This is a genomic window from Nonomuraea antri (genome assembly GCF_013283785.1).
GTDB lineage: Bacteria > Actinomycetota > Actinomycetes > Streptosporangiales > Streptosporangiaceae > Nonomuraea > Nonomuraea antri.
This window is the reverse complement of sequence record NZ_JABCPZ010000010.1, coordinates 30,583-45,073: the sequence shown is the minus strand read 5'-3', so window position 1 is coordinate 45,073 and position 14,491 is coordinate 30,583. Positions and strand designations below refer to the sequence as shown.

Sequence of the window (14,491 nt, the reverse complement as noted above, 5' to 3'; positions counted from 1 at the left end):
ATGCCGGACGCATGGCAGGTCACGGAGGTGACCGACACCGCCGACGAGTCCGGGCGGATCGACGCATGGGAGATCATGCTGACCCGGGCCAGCGACGGTGTCACGGTCGGGGTGTTCCTGCCGAAGGTGGCGATCGAGTCCACCGCTGTGGCGTGCGGCCTGGCGTCGACGGACGAGGTGATCGACGTGCTGATGCACCGCGCTGTCCATCCCGTCTACGAGCCGAACTTGCCCGAGACGAACCCATGGCAGATGCCGGGAGAGGAAGCCCGCGCCGCTGTGCTGGAGCGGGTCGAGCGATGCCGTCGCGACCACGCGACGGTCGCGACAGCCGTACCGAAGGCTCGGACGGCGGCCGCGCGGAAGGCAGCCGACGTGCTCGCCCCGCTGCGGTCGTACGTGCGGATCGACCCGGTGAAGGCCGCGGCCACGCGCCTGGAACAGCAGCGGGCGCTTCTGCAGACAGGAGCGTAATGCGGCAAGACCTCGTGGTGGACACGGGCCGGATCATCGCAGCGCTGCGCGCGCGAGTTGAGGAGCTGGTGTACGAGAACGCGCTGCTTTCAGCGGCCATCGACCAACAGCGCGACGAGATCAACGATCTGAAGGGGGCCAGCCGTGCAGGTGATCATCCCAGGTGAGCCCACGAAGTTCGCGCTGCGGCTGGTGGCTTACGCGCCCAATGACGTGCGGCTCGGTACGCTCCCTCAGCACAGCGGCTTCGAGCTGGCCACCCCGCTGAACGACGTGCCCAGCCTCAGGGCGACCTACCCGGCGGCTGGGCTGAACGCCCACCTCATCGCCGAGCACTGCGAGGTCGCGGTGGAGTACGCGGCGGACGGCGGCCCGTGGGTGGAGCCGCCGAACGCGCGGTTTCTGCGGATCAAGCGGGGTGGCGACGAGACCGACCGGGCTGGGGCCCGCTCCTACGATCTGCCGGGCTGGGCCTGGATGCTGCGGAAGGTCGTGCTGTACCCCAACGGGTCGATGGTGGACGGCAAGCGCCAGTTCAACGCCGTCAGCGCCGGGGCGATCCTCGCGACGTTCATCCAGGAAGGGAAGGCGCGCGGCGCGCTGGCCGGCCTGACCTACAACTTCTCCGACACCCGCGACAGCGACAACCAGGCGTGGGACCCGACGCGGAAGCTGACGCTGGCCATCGAGCCGGGCAAGGACCTGCTCAGCGTCCTGATCAACCTGAGCGAGCAGGGCGTCATCGACTGGCGGATGCAGGGCCGCACGCTGCAGGTGTACAACCCGGACACGGTGCTCGGCGCTGACCGGGCGTCCGGCTCGTCGCCGGTGGACCTGCGGATTGGGCGTGACATCACCGAGGCACCCGACACGGGCACGCTGGAGGATGCCGCGTCGGCCATCCTGATCGGCGGCGAGGCCGGCCTGTCGGTGGAGGTGACCAACCCGGGGGCTGTCGCGCCATGGGGTCGCTGGGAGACCTACCAGTCGCAGAACGGCGTCTCGGACGCCGGGACCGCGACGTTGCTGGGGCAGAACGCGTTGGAGCGTGTCGCCCGTGAGCGGGTGCAGGTCACCCGCGGGCTGTTGTTCAGCGGGGCGCGGTGGCTGCCGTTCGAGCATTACCAGCCGGGGGACTACCTGCTCGCGCCGGGCGACGGCGGGGCGATGCAGTCGTTGCGGCTGAGGCAGATCACCTTGTCGGTGGGGTCGGACGGTCAGGTGGGCGGCAACGTTGTGCTCAACGACCGGTTCTTGGAACGCGAAATCAGGTTAGCCAGGCAGGCGGCCGGGATCCTCGACGGCGGGGTGGGATCCGGCGGGTCCGGAGGCGAACCAGCTCCGGAGCAGCCAGGCGGACGCGTGGCAGCGAAGCCGCCCGGACTGATCATCGACGACGCCGCCTACGTGGACGAATACGGGTTTGCTCGCGGGCAGGTCACCGCTACCTGGGGGGCGGTTGCCGCCGACGTCGCCGGGGTCGCGCTCACAGTGGACGGCTACGAGCTGTACGCCCGGGTCAACCAACTCGGCGAGCCGTGGCGGCTGATCGCCAGCAGCGACGACACCACGGCGTCGTACTCCCCGCTGATCGTCGCCACGACATACGCGTTCAAAGTACGCGCCGTGGCGCAGGGCACCAAGGGCGAATTCAGCGATCAGGTGGTGGCGCTGATCGAGGACGATACGACCCCGCCGCCAGTGCCGAGCACGCCAGCCTTGTCTACCCGGCTCGGGGTGATCGAGGTTGGCTGGGACGGGCTAGGCCAGAACGGCGGCATGTCGTCGGACTTTGAGCAGGTGCGGGTATGGATGGCGGGCGCAGCCGATGGCCCGTGGACGCTGGTGGACCACCTGCGCGCGGCCGGCGCGGCACTCGTCGCGGACCAGCCCTACAACACACCACGCTGGTTCCGCTTCACGTCCGTGGACCGGCGCGGCAACGAGTCCGCACCCTCCACTGCGGCAAGCATCGCGACGCAGCCGCTCGTCAACGGCGACGTCATCGGGAAGGTACTCAGCGGGGCGAACATCATCGACGGCACCGTGAACGCGGCCGACGCTGTCATCGCCAACACGATCACGGGCGGGCTCATTCAAGCTTCGGCGATCGAGACCCCGCACCTGAAGGCCAACGCTGTCACGCTCGACAAGCTCGCCGCCGGGTCGGTGGACGCGACCCGACTGACCGCTACGGCGATCGATGGGAAGACCATCACGGGCAGCAACATCAGGACGGCGGCGACCGGACGGCGCCTGGACCTGCAGCCGCCTGGGGCGACCTTTCCTGAGATGCGGTTCTACCCGTCGTCCGGGACGAACTACACGCGGCTGCGAACTCGGGATGACGTGTTCTCCGGCGAGGCTACGTTCGAGGTCACGAGCGGTACCAACAGCGGCGCGACGGCTGCGAGCCAGACCACGATCGCGGCCGGCTTCATGCAGTTGCAGGTGAGGGACGCGGCTCTGGCCAATCCGAATGGCGGGTTGATGGAGGTCGCGGAGGGCTATGCCAGGTACGGGTATTTCAAGGACGGCAGCCGCGAACAGTATTTCTGGTTCGATAACAGCGGCCGTACGAGACACGTGGGCAAATGGTGGGACTTCACCGCGCTGGGCAACACCGCGGGCATCCTCGCCGGGTCGATGGTGTGGACGCCGGGCGGGCCGCCCGGGACGAACTGGATCTCCTACGGGGCGTCGATGCTCGGCAACATGGGGCCGGTCGCCGTCGTGCGACGCGGTGTCTCTGAGAGCGGATCATCTGGCCACGATCCTGCGGGCGACTGGTACTGCACCTGGTCGAGCGAGACAGGGTTCCGGATCAACACGGACTGGTCGAGTTCTACGGCCTATTACTGGTGGGTTCACCGCCACTGACAGGGGGCTTCATGGTTGAGGTGTGGCAGACGTGGGATGTGGAGCTGGCCTACACCGCTGCTGACCTGCTCGTCCCGCAGGCCGGGATCGGCCAGCCGGTCCCGCACGGCGGCGAACCGCTGTGGGGGATCTACCAGGTGGCCCCGGCGACGGGCGCGCACGGGCTGCGCATGCTGCCGAACTCGGAGCTCGAGTGGCGATGCGCTGAGTACGGCTTCGACCCGGACGACGTGGACACGCTGATCGACGTCGCTCTGCACGAGCCGCACCTGCCGGCCCGGGACGATCCGCTGGCCTGGCAGAGTCCGGCGCTGGCGGCGCTGATGGAGGAGATCCACGGCCTGCCCGCGTGGTGGACGCCGGGCGTGCCGGATGCCGAGCGGAGTGCGGCTCACCTGGCGCGGATCGCTGCGGTGAAGAAGCACCTGGTCCGCGTTGAGGACGCACCCCAGGCCCACCGTGCCGCAGCTCTCGCCTACGTTGGTTCGGACCGAGTGGCCGAGCCTGACCCGCTCGCGCCGATGCGGACCGGTGTCCGGCTGGACCCTGCCCGGGTGCAGGCACGGGTGCTGGCTGTGGAGTGGGTTCGTGCGACGTCGGAGAAGCCGCAGCGGCCGGCGTTCGGGCTCAAGCCGCCGGGCACGTTCGTGGGGATGCACCCTGCCCCGGGCGGTGCTGGGTGACCGAGGAGGCTCCGAGCGTCGCGCTCGCGCTATCGGAGTTGCGTCGCCTGGTCGAGGTGGGGTTCGAGAAGAACAACGGCTTGACGCAGCTCATCTTGCAGCGGCTCGACCAAGTGGACGATCGCCACGCTGAGTTGGCCCGGCAGGTTGAGCAGGACCGTGCGGCGGCTGACGCTCGGTACGCAGCGTTGGAGGCTCGTCTTGACGTCGTCGAGCGGGAGTCGGTGACGCGCACGCAGCTCACCGACCGGACCAAGCAGATCATCGCCGTCTTCACCATTCTGGTCGCCGTGGCGGGCACGGTGATCGCGCTGATTCAGCTCACCCGAAGCTGATCGTAGTCAAGGGGGATTGATCATGCCGTGGCTGACGCAGCTCGCCGACGTGGCCCGAAAGACGGGTTTCCCGGTGACGGAGGTGGGCGGGTGGCGGTCGCGTGGGCACGGGCCGCAGCCCACGGTGGAGGGCGTGGTGTGCCACCACACCGCGGGGTGGCGTGACCGGCACGTCGTGGTCGCCGGTCGGCCGGGACTACGTGGTCCGCTGTCGCACATCTGGCTGGAGCACACCGGCCGTATCTGGATCGTGGCGGCTGGGAGGTGCTGGCACAACGCGCCGAGCACCAGCCCGCACCACCGCAACGGGGCGTCCATCGGGATCGAGGCCGAAAACGACGGCCGCACGCCGTGGCCGCAGGTGCAGCTCGACGCCTATCACGCGCTCTGCGCGGAGTTGTGCAGAGAGTTCGACCTGCCCGCGTCTCGGGTGTGCGGCCACAAGGAGGTCAACACCCAGAAGCCGGACCCGCACAGCGTCAACATGAACACGTTCCGAGGGCGGGTGGCCGCGCTGCTCAAGAGTCCCGGAGCGCCGATCAAGCAGGAGGAAGACGTGCCCGAGGTGATCTCTCTGGGTGCCGGTGAGGACCAGGAGGCCCCGGCCGGCGGCGCGCTGGCGGTGCGCTGGCACATCGAGTACGCGGATGACCCGCCCGGCCACGCCGAGGACGGCGTCGCGGTTCTGGCGAAGGAGTCTCGCTGGTGCATCGTGGACGGCCTGGTCAAGGTCCGCGGGCTGAAGCCGGGTTCGGAGATCGACCTGGCGTGGTCACGCTACTCCCGCGACGGCGAGAAGTTCGAGGACGACGCCTGGCGGCTGAGCGTGCGCGCGGACGCCAACGGCCGCGTGGAGCACAGTATCGGTGGCCAGTTCGGGCTCAACAGCAAGACCCAGCTCCGGCTACGGATCATCAACCCGACCGACGCCGCGGCGGTGGTCGAGAAGGTGACCATGGCCAAGATCGCCATGTTCAATCGCTGATTGCGGTACCGCTTTCGGCTTCAATCCGCCAAGGAGGCACCCTGTGTCCACCCCTACCGAGACCGCGCCGACGATCGGCCGGATCGTTCACTACAAGCTGTCCGGCCACGACGTCTCCATGATCAACCTGGAGTCGATGCAGTCGTTCGGCGGCCAGGGCGTCATCCGCTCCCCGGCCAAGCTCGGCGACGTCCTCCCGGCGATCATCACCCGCACCTTCGAGGACGCCGGGACGGCGGTGAACCTCCAGGTGTTCCTGGACGGCAATCACTCCTACTGGGCGACGTCGCGCTCGCAGGGTTCGGACCACGGTCAGTGGTCGTGGCCCCCGCGCGCCTGATCTTCCGTTCGTTCTTCCGCCCTGGTGGCGGGCTGTCCCGAAGGAGGGGCACATGCACGCAGATCCTCAGGTCACCTACTCTAAGCCGCCGGTCGAGACCAAGGTCAAGGCGATGGGCCTGACGGCTTACCTCGCCGGTGTCGCTGGCATGGCGGTGCTGCAGGCGGTCGCTGACGACCCCAGCATGATCGCGTTCCTGCCCGACTGGATCGAGGCGATCACGCTGCCGCTGGTGCCGACCGCGCTGGCGGCCCTGGCCGGTTGGAAGGCTCGGCACACGCCGCGTCCGGACCTCCCGGCCGATCAGCGATAGGTCATGCTGTTCACCAGAGCGCCCCGCTCCTCCCGTTCGCCGGGAGGGGCGGGGCGCTCTTTTGCGTTCCGCGAGATGTCGAGCTCTCGGCGCAAGAATGGCCGTGGGGCGACGGTCCGCAAGCGCCGCCCCACGGCCAACGCCGCAGGGGACAGCCTGGGGCGGGTGCTGCAGGGCCATCACGGGGGTCTGGCCCTGCAGCCGGGAGGAAAGCCTTACAAGTCGAGTGTGAGCTGATCAGGTTCCGCAGGCGCCGACTCTGCCGGCGCACGCCCGGCGACATGCTGAAGCACAGATAGTGAGGTATCAGCCGTGTCCGGAAGCTGGCTGACCAACTCGGCCAGGAGCAGCGCAGCGCCCACCGCGTCCCACAGCGCCCGGTGCGGCCGGCCATGAGGTACCAGAGCGTTCACGTGGTCGGTGAGGGTGTACTGGTCGAGCAGCCCGGCCAGGTTCCACCGCTTGATGTCCGGCCGCAGGTGCCGGGTCAGCGCGGCGGTGTCGATGAGCCCCGCGGGCTCCAGCTCGGGGAGCCGCAGGTGGAGGAGCCGCCAGTCCACGCCCACGTTGTGGCCGACCAGGACGCGCCCGCTCAGCTTCTTCACGATCGTGTCGCGCAGCTCGTCGAGCGTAGGGGCGCCCGCGAGCGCGTCCCCGGTGAGACCGGGGGAGATCCAGGGGCGAGGGTTGATCCACCGGCCCGGGTTGATGGTGGTGTCCCACGCGGCGCGCATGTCGGGCCGGCCATCGGCCAGGGGGACGATGGCGATCTCCAGGATCGCCTCGTCGCGGCGGTCCTGCCCGCCGGTGCCTTCCAGGTCGATGACGACGAGGTCGGCGTCCGTCCACGGCAGCTCTGGCATCGGTGTGTGCTCCTGGTCAGTCGTCTTCGTGGCGGGCGGCGGCCGCGAGGCGTTCGCGTGCTCCGTCGAGCGCTTCCTGCTCGGCCGGGGTCAGTTCGTAGCCTTGCAGAGCCCGGCCGTGTGCGGCGTGCACGTGCGGGTGTTCGACCTCCCAGAACTGGTAGCCGAACAGGTGCTGCAGGGCGTATCGGCGCTGCTCGCCGAGCTTGGCGGTCAGGACGTGCCCGTGCTCGATGAGGAACGGCGTGTCCGGGTCGAAGTCGAACAGGTCGAGCGCGTCCCGCACCTGCTCGTCGGTGGGGGCCTTGAGCGCTTCGGCACAGCGGGCGACCTGCTCGGGCGGGCAGATGTCGCACAGCTCGGGCACGCCCAGGTGGCCGTTGTAGTCGGGGAGCTGCCAGGACGCGGTGACGCCGCAGGACGTCTTGCGGAACAGTGGCACGCTGATGCCGGAGTCGCGCCATGCCTCGACGACGCGGGCGTCCAGGTCGGCGGGCAGCATCTTGCGGCGCTGCCAGTCGTCGCCGTACGGCACGGGCACGCCCATCTCCCGCAGGTAGGTGGCGTTCTCCTCCTTGTGGTAGTAGCCGGTGAACACGAGCGCGTCCACGCCGGCGTCGGCGGCGACGCCGAGCACGTGCGCCATCGAGGCGCAGTCGTCGTTCCAGCCGGGCACGATCGGCCGCCAGTAAAGGATCACCTTCGTCCGCTCGCTGTGGCGGGCCGCGGTGATGATGGAGTCGACGGTGGTGGTGGACTTGCCGATCGGCTCCACCCGGTCGTCCCGGATGCCGGAGTAGGTGATCAGCAGCGTCGGCCGGACGTAGTGCAGGCTTTCCAGCCGGTCCATGTCGGCCTGGGTGACGTGGAAGCGGGTGATGATCAGCACCAGGTTGGTCAGGCCTTGCCGATCGAGGTCCTCCAAGACGGCGAAGGTGTGGGGTTTGACGCCCGGCAGGAACGGGTCGGTCGCCTTGTTGAAGAGTTGGATCGGTGTGGTGTGGTCCAGGAACTCGGGATGGTTGACCAGCAGCCGGACCGCCTCATCGGTGGGGACGAGCAGTTGGGGGATCTTCTGCTCGAAGTTGCCCCAGAAGTGGCGCACGCAGTAGCCGCAGTCGAGCGGGCAGCCGATGATGTGGTTGAGGCTGATCCCGGACTTGCGGTTGGTGACGATCTGCGCCATGTACGGGTCGAGCTGCGTCTGCTCGCTGGTGGGTATCAGCCGCAGATGCGCCGGCCCGGTGGGGATGGTGTCGCCAAGGTGGGCGGGATGCCGGGTCATCGTGCTCGGGCCTCCTGGGTGAGGATGTGCCGGTAGGGGTCGCCGAACCAGATCATGAAATCGGCTTCGGCGTCCTTGGCGTGGTCGCTGGAGTGGACCAGGTTGTGAATGAATCGGCCCTCCGCGGTTGCCCGCTCGGCGCTGTCGATGCCGTAGTGGCCGCGGATGGTGTACGACGGGGCGCGGGACGGGTCGTAGTGGCCGAGCAGGTCACGCACCCGCTGGGCGGTGTCGTCGCTGTCGCCGTGGCCGAGCGCGACGGTGACCGTGCTGCCGACGTAGTGGCTGATCAAGTCGGCGCGGACGTCGAAGCTGAAGCGGTGCTGCAGCGTGAGCATGTCGGCGTAGTGGGCGAGGATCTGCTGTTCGGTGACGACGACCTCGCGCGCCTTGACGATGTCCACGCTGCCCTCGATCCATTCCAGGATGGGCAGCACGAGGCCACGGTGGGTGGCGTCCGGCTTGCACAAGATGATCGTCCAGCGTTCCCAGCCGTCCCGTGGCGGTGTCATACCGCCGCCTCGGGCATGCGGGCCGGCCAGCGGCGGCCGATCAGCCACCGGTAGCCCGGATCCAGCGCGGACAGCACCTCGCCGCTGACGGCGCATTCGGTGTGGATGATCTGCCGGTACACCTCCCAGATGAGCAACACCTGCTGCCAGTAGGGGTGCAGCCCGGTCTCGGCGACGCTTCGTACGGTGTGCCGGTGGGTGTCGGTGCGCAGCCGCTCCTCCTCCCGCACGAGCAGCCGCAACGAGCTGATGCACGAATCGACCGGCATGATCGGAAAGCGGAAGGCCGGCGGCCGGTAGTCCTCGCCGCTGATCTCTGCGAGGATCTTGCGCACCTTGGGCCGGTTGGGCATGTTGACATGCATCGACCCGACATGGTGGGTGTAGTAGCCGACCGGGACGCCGATCAGGCGAGCGGCCAGTTCCTGCAGCACGGTGAAGGAGAAGAAGTCGCTGGGCAGTCCCATGAACGCGTCGTTGCCGCGCATGTAGCACGTCAGGTTCAGCCCGTTCTCCCGCAGGAAGAATTGGGCGGCGATGGTGCAAGACACATCCGGGTTGCTGTCGACGGCCAGTTCCTCCGGGCGGAAGATCGTCAGCACGGCGCGTTTGCTGTCGTTGTCCTTGACCAGCAGATCCAACACGCGCTGCCACTGCGAGCGGCCGTCCGGACCCTCGTTGAACAGCGGCGGCCCGTAGGCGGTGCCGGTGAGCGTGCGCCCGTCGTGGCTGTTCTGAGCCATCTGCGGCGCGTAGTAGCCGATCATGTCGAGGTCGTCGCGGCCGAACCAGTACCACACCACCTCGGCCCAGTTGTAGGCCAGGTTGATGGGTCGGCTGACCAGGTACGGCAGCCGCTGGATCGGGTCGGCAACCCGGAAGGAGACGTCCAGCAGTTCCAGCGACGTGTTGCCGCGCGTGGAGATGCGGTACTCCGGGCACGTCGTGACCTGGTCCAGCACGCGCGGGTACGCCTCGTGGAAGGTTTCTGCGGTCTCAGGTGTCACGTCAGTTCTCCATCTCCGGTCATCCTGTTCGGCCGCTGGTGGGGCAGGAATGCGGGGTGTGTCGGTTCGGGCAGCAGACCATGCCGAGCGTGATGAACCGGCCGCCGCTCAGCCATTCGCCCCACTGCACGTCCACCCCGCGTGGCAGCAGATCGCGGGCGTTGGCCAGCCGGTCGGACAGCGGAATGCGTTCCGGGGTGAGCAGGGCGGAGCGGGCTGCGTCGTACTTGGCCTCCAGCCACTCCACGGCTGGGGCGACGTCGGTGAAGGTGCCAGCGATGCGCGTGGGGGGCTTGGCCAGCCAGTCGCCGGTCCGCATGGGCGGCAACGGCGAGGCGGGGAAATCCGCTGAGGTGGTGCGACGTTCTGCCTCGTTGGCCCGGTCGGCGCCTGCGCCGGTCCACTGGTAGGCGTGCCAGTGCATGGTTTGCTGCTCCCGTAGTGTTGCTGGGGGCGGCCCCTGCCTGCCTTCTTCAGGCGGGGGCCGCTCGTCATCGGTGGTGCCTAGATGGTGGTGATGCCGGCCGCGCGGAGCTCGGACCCGTGGAAGCGGAGCGTCCCGGCTTCCGGGTGCTTGGAGTCACGCAGGGCGAATGCGTCATCGATGCCCACGAGCGGGGCGATCTCGACGCAGGATTCGCCCTCCTCGCCGTCGTTGCCGCCGCACAGTCGGCGGAAGCCCTGTTCGTCGATCGGCCGGTTGTACAGGTCGTTGGCCATCATGCGTTTCTCCTTTCGTCTGCCCCGGGAGGCGGTCCGGGGCGTGGGAGCCCAGGCCGCGGGTGACGTCCTGGGATGGGTGCCGTTCCGATGGGGATGGGCACCTCTCCCGCCGGCCGCCTGTGACAACGGCCGCCGGGGAGCTGTGGGTGGTGGGTCAGGCGCGGAAGTGGTGCAGGATGGCCGCCTGACACGCCAGCGAGGACGCCAGCGAGGCGTAGTCCCTTCGCTGGACGACGGCGATCACCCCGGCGGCTTGCATGCGTTCGGTGGCTTCGCGTCGGAGCCGGGCGATCCACCACTCTTGGCCGGTTTCGTCCCGGCCGCGGGCGATGTCGAACGCGGGGAAGGTGTGACGCAGCGCCGAGAGCCGCTTGTGTGCCAGCCCTGTCTCGTTCACGCGCGTTCACCCCTTCGGCGCCGCTCGATTGCCGGAGCACGGGTCGGGTCTTCTGCCTGCCAGCGTCGGCGCGCCGTGTGACTGCCAGAGCGGCTGCACGGCTTCGTGCAGGAGGCGCGGGAGCTCGTCTGGGTACTCGGCTTCGACCTGGATGCCCGGCGGGGGGCAGTACCCGCGGTAGTAGGCGATGAGGCTGCGCCGGGAGGGGCTGTAGGTGAGCAGCCAGTCGGGCATGCGCCCCTGGTGCTGTCGGATGTATGCCTGAGCCGCGGCGTCGGCGAGTTCGTCGGCGGTCGCGTTGGCGGTGGCCACGGGGTTCCTCCGGGTGATGCGTAGAGGTGGATGCGGAAGAGGTCGGGGGCCGGGCGCAGCAGGGAGCATGGGCGGCTCCGTCCTGCGCCCGGCGGTGCGGTGCGGCGGGGGCCCGATCCCGGCCGACCGCAGCAGGCGCGGCACTGAGGCGTATGGCGGATACACCTCGCCGGGGTGGGCTGCTGCCGCGCCATGATCTGTCACACCGCAGGTCGCTTGGCCGCCAGCATGAGGAAGTGCGGCGCGTCCTGGACCGGGCCAGGCCCTTCCTGGTCGGGACGGAAGTCGATCGTGCGGACCACGCCCGGCTCCTGCAAGGTGAAATCGCAGGCCAGCGCGGCGATCTCGTCTCGGCTGCGGACGTAGATCTTGACGCCGTGCTTCCGCTCGTACTCGGCCTGGCCTGCGGCGATCCGTTCGGGTGAGAGCCTTGCGTGGTGGACGTGCGTGATGATCACGAGGCTGCCCTGGGGGAGTCGGGCGCGCAAGGCGATCATCAGGTGCTTGGCGTCCTGGTCGTCGAGGAAGTGCAGCGCCGCGCCGAGGATGACGACGACCGGCCGGGTCATGTCGAGGTGGCGGGAGAGCGCGTCGAGGACCTTCGCTGACCGGCGCAGGTCCTCTTGGACGACATTCACGCCAGGACCGGTGAGCAGCGCTCGGCAGGCGGTGATCACCTGCACGTCGGAGTCGAGGGCGACCCAGAGCCGGTCGGGCTGGGCCTGGGCGGCGACGTCGGCGAGGTCGGGCAGCCTGAGCTTGTCCATGCCTTGCAGGGGGCGGCCGCAGCCGAGGTCGGCGAACTGGGTGTGTCCCTCTCGCGCGTAGTGGCGGATTGCGCGCACCAGCGCGGCCGCGTTCTCTTGCACGACCTCATCCACCGCGCCCAGCGTCTTCTTGAGCGACTGGCTGGCATCACGATCGGGCGGCAGCCCGTCTTTGTCGGCTCCTCGTAGCACGGCATACGTTCGAGCTGGTGCGGCCTGGCACGGGTTGAAGGTGCCACCAGGCGCTGGCGGAAGGATCTCGCTCATGCGGATCTCCGGTCTGTCGTGCTCTCGTCGAGCGGACACGTGCTTCTGCGCAGTCGGCGGCACGGTGACCAGTGCGGGCGATCCGCGTGTCTGCGAATCCTGATGGCCTTACGATTTGCCACGGGTCAGGACCTCGATTCCTGATCTAGGCCCCGGAGCTCCCCGGTGTTCACGCACCGGGGCCGGGGCCGCCCATTTGAGCGGGCATCGAAAGCGAAAGCCCGCGAGAGTAGCGTTGTTGACACCGCCAGTCAGGGTCGAGGGGTGGACTGTCCGCAGGGCGTCCGCAAAGTTGCGGACACCGTGTGCGGACACGACAGGAGCCGCATGGGAATGGAAACGTTCGGTGAGGCACTGCGACGGCTACGTGGTGATATGTCGCTCCGCAGGGTGTCCGACTTGTCCAACTGCAGCAAGACCCACATTGCGGATCTTGAAAACGGGCGCCGCCAGCCGACCGCTCCTGTCGCGACGGCGCTCGATAAGGCACTCGGGGCGAATGGTGAACTCGTGTCCCTCGCCGATCGCGGGCAGCGCGCCGTCGTCTGGCCAGCGGCGAGTATGGATGCGCTGCCGCCGGTTGAGGCGATCCTGACTGATCCTCGTCGCTATGTCGACGGGACCATTGTGGATGAGCTTCGCGCCCAGCTCGAAGCGAGCAAGGCGGATGACGGAACCCTTGGCTCGACAGTGGCGCTGCCGAAGGTTCAGGCTGTGCTTGGGGCTGTGCAGCATGCTGTCCGAGAAGTGAAACCGGAGGTGCGGCGGCAACTGCTGGTCGTGGGGGCCGAGGGCGCCGAATTCGTCGGCTGGCTGTACCGCGACCTGCGTGATCTCGCGACAGCGACGTACTGGTACGACCGGGCAATCGAATGGGCGCAAGAGGCGGATGACGGTCCCATGCAGGGCTATGTGCTGCTGCGGAAGTCCCAGCTCGCATATGACCGGCAGGATGCCTTGAAGGCGCTGACCCTGGCTGATGCGGCCGGCTACAGCAGCGGGCGGTTCCCTCCAGGGGTGCGCGCGGAGATTCTGCAGCAACAGGCGTTGGGTCTGGCCATGGTCGGCGAACCTGTAAGTGACGTAGAGCGGAAACTAGACGAGGCGCGCGAGCTGCTGCCAGAGGTGTCCGCTGGGGACCCCAATGCGCTCGGGAGTTCCTTCACAGAGCGCGTGCTGCTGCTGCGCAGTAGTGCGTGCTTCACCGAGGCGGGTAAGCCCGCCAGGGCGGCCGAGATACTTCAGTCGATCATCGCCGGTGGCAGCCTGTCCTACCGCGACGTTGGCTACTTCCAGGCCCGTCACGCAGCCGCGTTGGCGTTGATCGGCGAACCGGATCAGGCGGCAAGCGTGGGCCTTGAGGCGGCCCGTGTAGCCCGTGCCACACGCTCGCGGCGGACGGTCACCGTTCTGGGCGAGATGCTGCAGTCGATGGATCGTTGGCGGCGCCGGCCGCAAGTGCGCGCCTTGCAGGAGTTCCTAGCTGATCGTCCTGTCGCGTAGGCGACCGTCTCGCAGCCAGCCGGCGACCGTCTCGATCACGGATGCCTGCCATGCCTGGCTCTGGGGGTTGTGGTACTGCGGGTCGTCGTGGACAGCGAAGGTGTGCTGTGCGCCTTCGACCTCGACGAGGTCGCATGGGGCGGTGAACTGGGGTACGGCCGCGCGGGAGGACTCGATCGGCACGAGGGTGTCTTTGGTGCCGTGCACGATGAGGGTTGGAGCCTTGATCGAGCCGAGGATGGTGTGCGGCTGCAGCCAGAAGACCTCGTTGAGGATGGGGCGGCCGTGCTTCAGGGTGGGGGTGAAGGTGATGGCTCCCTGCTTGGTGAGTTGGCGGGCGACGTCTTCGTCCAGGTAGTCGTCATGCCAATAGGGGCGGCTGTCGATGGTGCGCTTCTTGTAGTCGAGCTGGGGGTTGAACAGCACCAGCCGAGACACCTCGTCAGGTCGGTGGGCAGCGTAGTAGCCGCAGATGCCGCCGCCGAAGCTTGTGCCGAGCAGACTCAGCCTGGCTGCTCCCGTGGTTTCGCGGAGCTGCTGCAGCGCGGCGCGGATGTCGTTGAGGATGGTGGAGAGGGTCAGTTCTTCTTGTCGGCCCTCGCTCTCGCCGTGGCCGCGCAGGTCGAATCGGAGGGACGCCAGACCGCGGTCGCTCAGCCCGCGGGCTATCCGGGTGAAGAAGCCGCTTTCGTGACGCGTCACGCCGCCGCCGTGGACCAGGACGACGGCGTGCTCAGGTGATTCATCTGGTGTGACGAGCGTTCCGGCGAGCTGTTGGCCGTCGAGCGTACGGAAGGTGATCTCATGCTCCGTCAAAGTCACTCATCGAGCATAGGCACGGCACC

At 68.4% G+C, this 14,491-nt stretch carries 19 protein-coding genes; 9 read left to right on the top strand and 10 right to left on the bottom strand.

The annotated features are described in order from the left end of the window. From HII36_RS05380 to HII36_RS05345, 8 genes are read left to right on the top strand one after another with little or no spacing between them, the layout of a single operon-like run. The gene (locus HII36_RS05380; RefSeq protein WP_173521922.1) at positions 1-474 is read left to right on the top strand and encodes a hypothetical protein; all 474 of its coding nucleotides are present in this window, start codon (positions 1-3) and stop codon (positions 472-474) included. Next, positions 474-641, top strand: coding sequence for a hypothetical protein (locus HII36_RS05375; RefSeq protein ID WP_173521921.1), 168 nt, complete (start codon positions 474-476; stop codon positions 639-641). Before HII36_RS05380 ends, HII36_RS05375 begins: the two co-directional genes overlap by 1 nt. After that, positions 619-3,354, top strand: a complete 2,736-nt coding sequence (locus HII36_RS05370) for a fibronectin type III domain-containing protein (RefSeq protein WP_173521920.1) — start codon at positions 619-621, stop codon at positions 3,352-3,354. Before HII36_RS05375 ends, HII36_RS05370 begins: the two co-directional genes overlap by 23 nt. Before the next feature lie 11 nt (positions 3,355-3,365). Continuing rightward, positions 3,366-4,037: a hypothetical protein gene (locus HII36_RS05365; RefSeq protein ID WP_173521919.1), complete on the top strand. Its 672-nt coding sequence runs from the start codon at positions 3,366-3,368 to the stop codon at positions 4,035-4,037. Then, positions 4,034-4,372, top strand: a complete 339-nt coding sequence (locus HII36_RS05360; protein ID WP_173521918.1) for a hypothetical protein — start codon at positions 4,034-4,036, stop codon at positions 4,370-4,372. Before HII36_RS05365 ends, HII36_RS05360 begins: the two co-directional genes overlap by 4 nt. Positions 4,373-4,394: 22 nt before the next feature. After that, positions 4,395-5,357, top strand: a complete 963-nt coding sequence (locus tag HII36_RS05355) for a peptidoglycan recognition protein family protein (protein ID WP_173521917.1) — start codon at positions 4,395-4,397, stop codon at positions 5,355-5,357. A gap of 43 nt (positions 5,358-5,400) precedes the next feature. After that, positions 5,401-5,697 (top strand): hypothetical protein, encoded by a 297-nt coding sequence (locus HII36_RS05350; protein WP_173521916.1) that lies wholly within the window; start codon positions 5,401-5,403, stop codon positions 5,695-5,697. 52 nt (positions 5,698-5,749) lie between these two features. Then, entirely contained in the window at positions 5,750-6,010 is a 261-nt protein-coding gene (locus HII36_RS05345; RefSeq protein ID WP_173521915.1) for a holin, read from the top strand. Between the two features lie 215 nt (positions 6,011-6,225). On the opposite strand, the gene HII36_RS05340 is transcribed toward HII36_RS05345, so the two are convergent. From HII36_RS05340 to HII36_RS05300, 9 genes are all read right to left on the bottom strand, one after another. After that, on the bottom strand, positions 6,226-6,873 hold the full coding sequence (locus HII36_RS05340; RefSeq protein ID WP_173521914.1) for a 3'-5' exonuclease: 648 nt from the start codon (positions 6,871-6,873) through the stop codon (positions 6,226-6,228). A gap of 16 nt (positions 6,874-6,889) precedes the next feature. Further along, positions 6,890-8,158: a hypothetical protein gene (locus tag HII36_RS05335; protein ID WP_217369194.1), complete on the bottom strand. Its 1,269-nt coding sequence runs from the start codon at positions 8,156-8,158 to the stop codon at positions 6,890-6,892. Then, the gene (locus HII36_RS05330) at positions 8,155-8,670 is read right to left on the bottom strand and encodes a nucleoside-diphosphate kinase (protein WP_173521913.1); all 516 of its coding nucleotides are present in this window, start codon (positions 8,668-8,670) and stop codon (positions 8,155-8,157) included. The genes HII36_RS05335 and HII36_RS05330 overlap by 4 nt, the downstream gene beginning before the upstream one ends. Next, positions 8,667-9,677, bottom strand: a complete 1,011-nt coding sequence (locus tag HII36_RS05325; protein WP_173521912.1) for a thymidylate synthase — start codon at positions 9,675-9,677, stop codon at positions 8,667-8,669. Before HII36_RS05325 ends, HII36_RS05330 begins: the two co-directional genes overlap by 4 nt. Positions 9,678-9,696: 19 nt before the next feature. Next, positions 9,697-10,101 (bottom strand): hypothetical protein, encoded by a 405-nt coding sequence (locus tag HII36_RS05320; RefSeq protein WP_173521911.1) that lies wholly within the window; start codon positions 10,099-10,101, stop codon positions 9,697-9,699. A gap of 80 nt (positions 10,102-10,181) precedes the next feature. Then, a complete protein-coding gene (locus tag HII36_RS05315) occupies positions 10,182-10,400 on the bottom strand; it encodes a DUF397 domain-containing protein (RefSeq protein ID WP_173521910.1) in 219 nt (72 codons plus the stop codon). A 154-nt stretch (positions 10,401-10,554) separates the two neighbouring features. Further along, the gene (locus HII36_RS05310) at positions 10,555-10,797 is read right to left on the bottom strand and encodes a hypothetical protein (RefSeq protein ID WP_173521909.1); all 243 of its coding nucleotides are present in this window, start codon (positions 10,795-10,797) and stop codon (positions 10,555-10,557) included. Positions 10,798-10,803: 6 nt separating this feature from the next. Beyond that, a complete protein-coding gene (locus HII36_RS05305) occupies positions 10,804-11,109 on the bottom strand; it encodes a hypothetical protein (protein ID WP_173521908.1) in 306 nt (101 codons plus the stop codon). 200 nt (positions 11,110-11,309) lie between these two features. Next, entirely contained in the window at positions 11,310-12,143 is an 834-nt protein-coding gene (locus HII36_RS05300; RefSeq protein ID WP_236003219.1) for an SAM-dependent methyltransferase, read from the bottom strand. Between the two features lie 327 nt (positions 12,144-12,470). Here HII36_RS05300 and HII36_RS05295 point away from each other — a divergent pair, with 327 nt between their 5' ends. Beyond that, positions 12,471-13,646: a helix-turn-helix domain-containing protein gene (locus HII36_RS05295; RefSeq protein ID WP_173521906.1), complete on the top strand. Its 1,176-nt coding sequence runs from the start codon at positions 12,471-12,473 to the stop codon at positions 13,644-13,646. Here HII36_RS05295 and HII36_RS05290 read toward each other — a convergent pair. Continuing rightward, positions 13,623-14,468: an alpha/beta hydrolase gene (locus HII36_RS05290; protein WP_328807595.1), complete on the bottom strand. Its 846-nt coding sequence runs from the start codon at positions 14,466-14,468 to the stop codon at positions 13,623-13,625. The genes HII36_RS05295 and HII36_RS05290 overlap by 24 nt on opposite strands. Between the last annotated feature and the right edge of the window lie 23 nt (positions 14,469-14,491).

Bases quoted from the DNA above. Each gene is read 5' to 3' on its own strand.
- HII36_RS05380 (WP_173521922.1), top strand. From the start codon at position 1: ATGCCGGACGCATGGCAGGTCACGGAGGTGACCGACACCGCCGACGAG.
- HII36_RS05375 (WP_173521921.1), top strand. From the start codon at position 474: ATGCGGCAAGACCTCGTGGTGGACACGGGCCGGATCATCGCAGCGCTG.
- HII36_RS05365 (WP_173521919.1), top strand. From the start codon at position 3,366: ATGGTTGAGGTGTGGCAGACGTGGGATGTGGAGCTGGCCTACACCGCT.
- HII36_RS05355 (WP_173521917.1), top strand. From the start codon at position 4,395: ATGCCGTGGCTGACGCAGCTCGCCGACGTGGCCCGAAAGACGGGTTTC.
- HII36_RS05345 (WP_173521915.1), top strand. From the start codon at position 5,750: ATGCACGCAGATCCTCAGGTCACCTACTCTAAGCCGCCGGTCGAGACC.
- HII36_RS05340 (WP_173521914.1), bottom strand. From the start codon at position 6,873: ATGCCAGAGCTGCCGTGGACGGACGCCGACCTCGTCGTCATCGACCTG.
- HII36_RS05335 (WP_217369194.1), bottom strand. From the start codon at position 8,158: ATGACCCGGCATCCCGCCCACCTTGGCGACACCATCCCCACCGGGCCG.
- HII36_RS05330 (WP_173521913.1), bottom strand. From the start codon at position 8,670: ATGACACCGCCACGGGACGGCTGGGAACGCTGGACGATCATCTTGTGC.
- HII36_RS05320 (WP_173521911.1), bottom strand. From the start codon at position 10,101: ATGCACTGGCACGCCTACCAGTGGACCGGCGCAGGCGCCGACCGGGCC.
- HII36_RS05315 (WP_173521910.1), bottom strand. From the start codon at position 10,400: ATGATGGCCAACGACCTGTACAACCGGCCGATCGACGAACAGGGCTTC.
- HII36_RS05300 (WP_236003219.1), bottom strand. From the start codon at position 12,143: ATGAGCGAGATCCTTCCGCCAGCGCCTGGTGGCACCTTCAACCCGTGC.
- HII36_RS05295 (WP_173521906.1), top strand. From the start codon at position 12,471: ATGGGAATGGAAACGTTCGGTGAGGCACTGCGACGGCTACGTGGTGAT.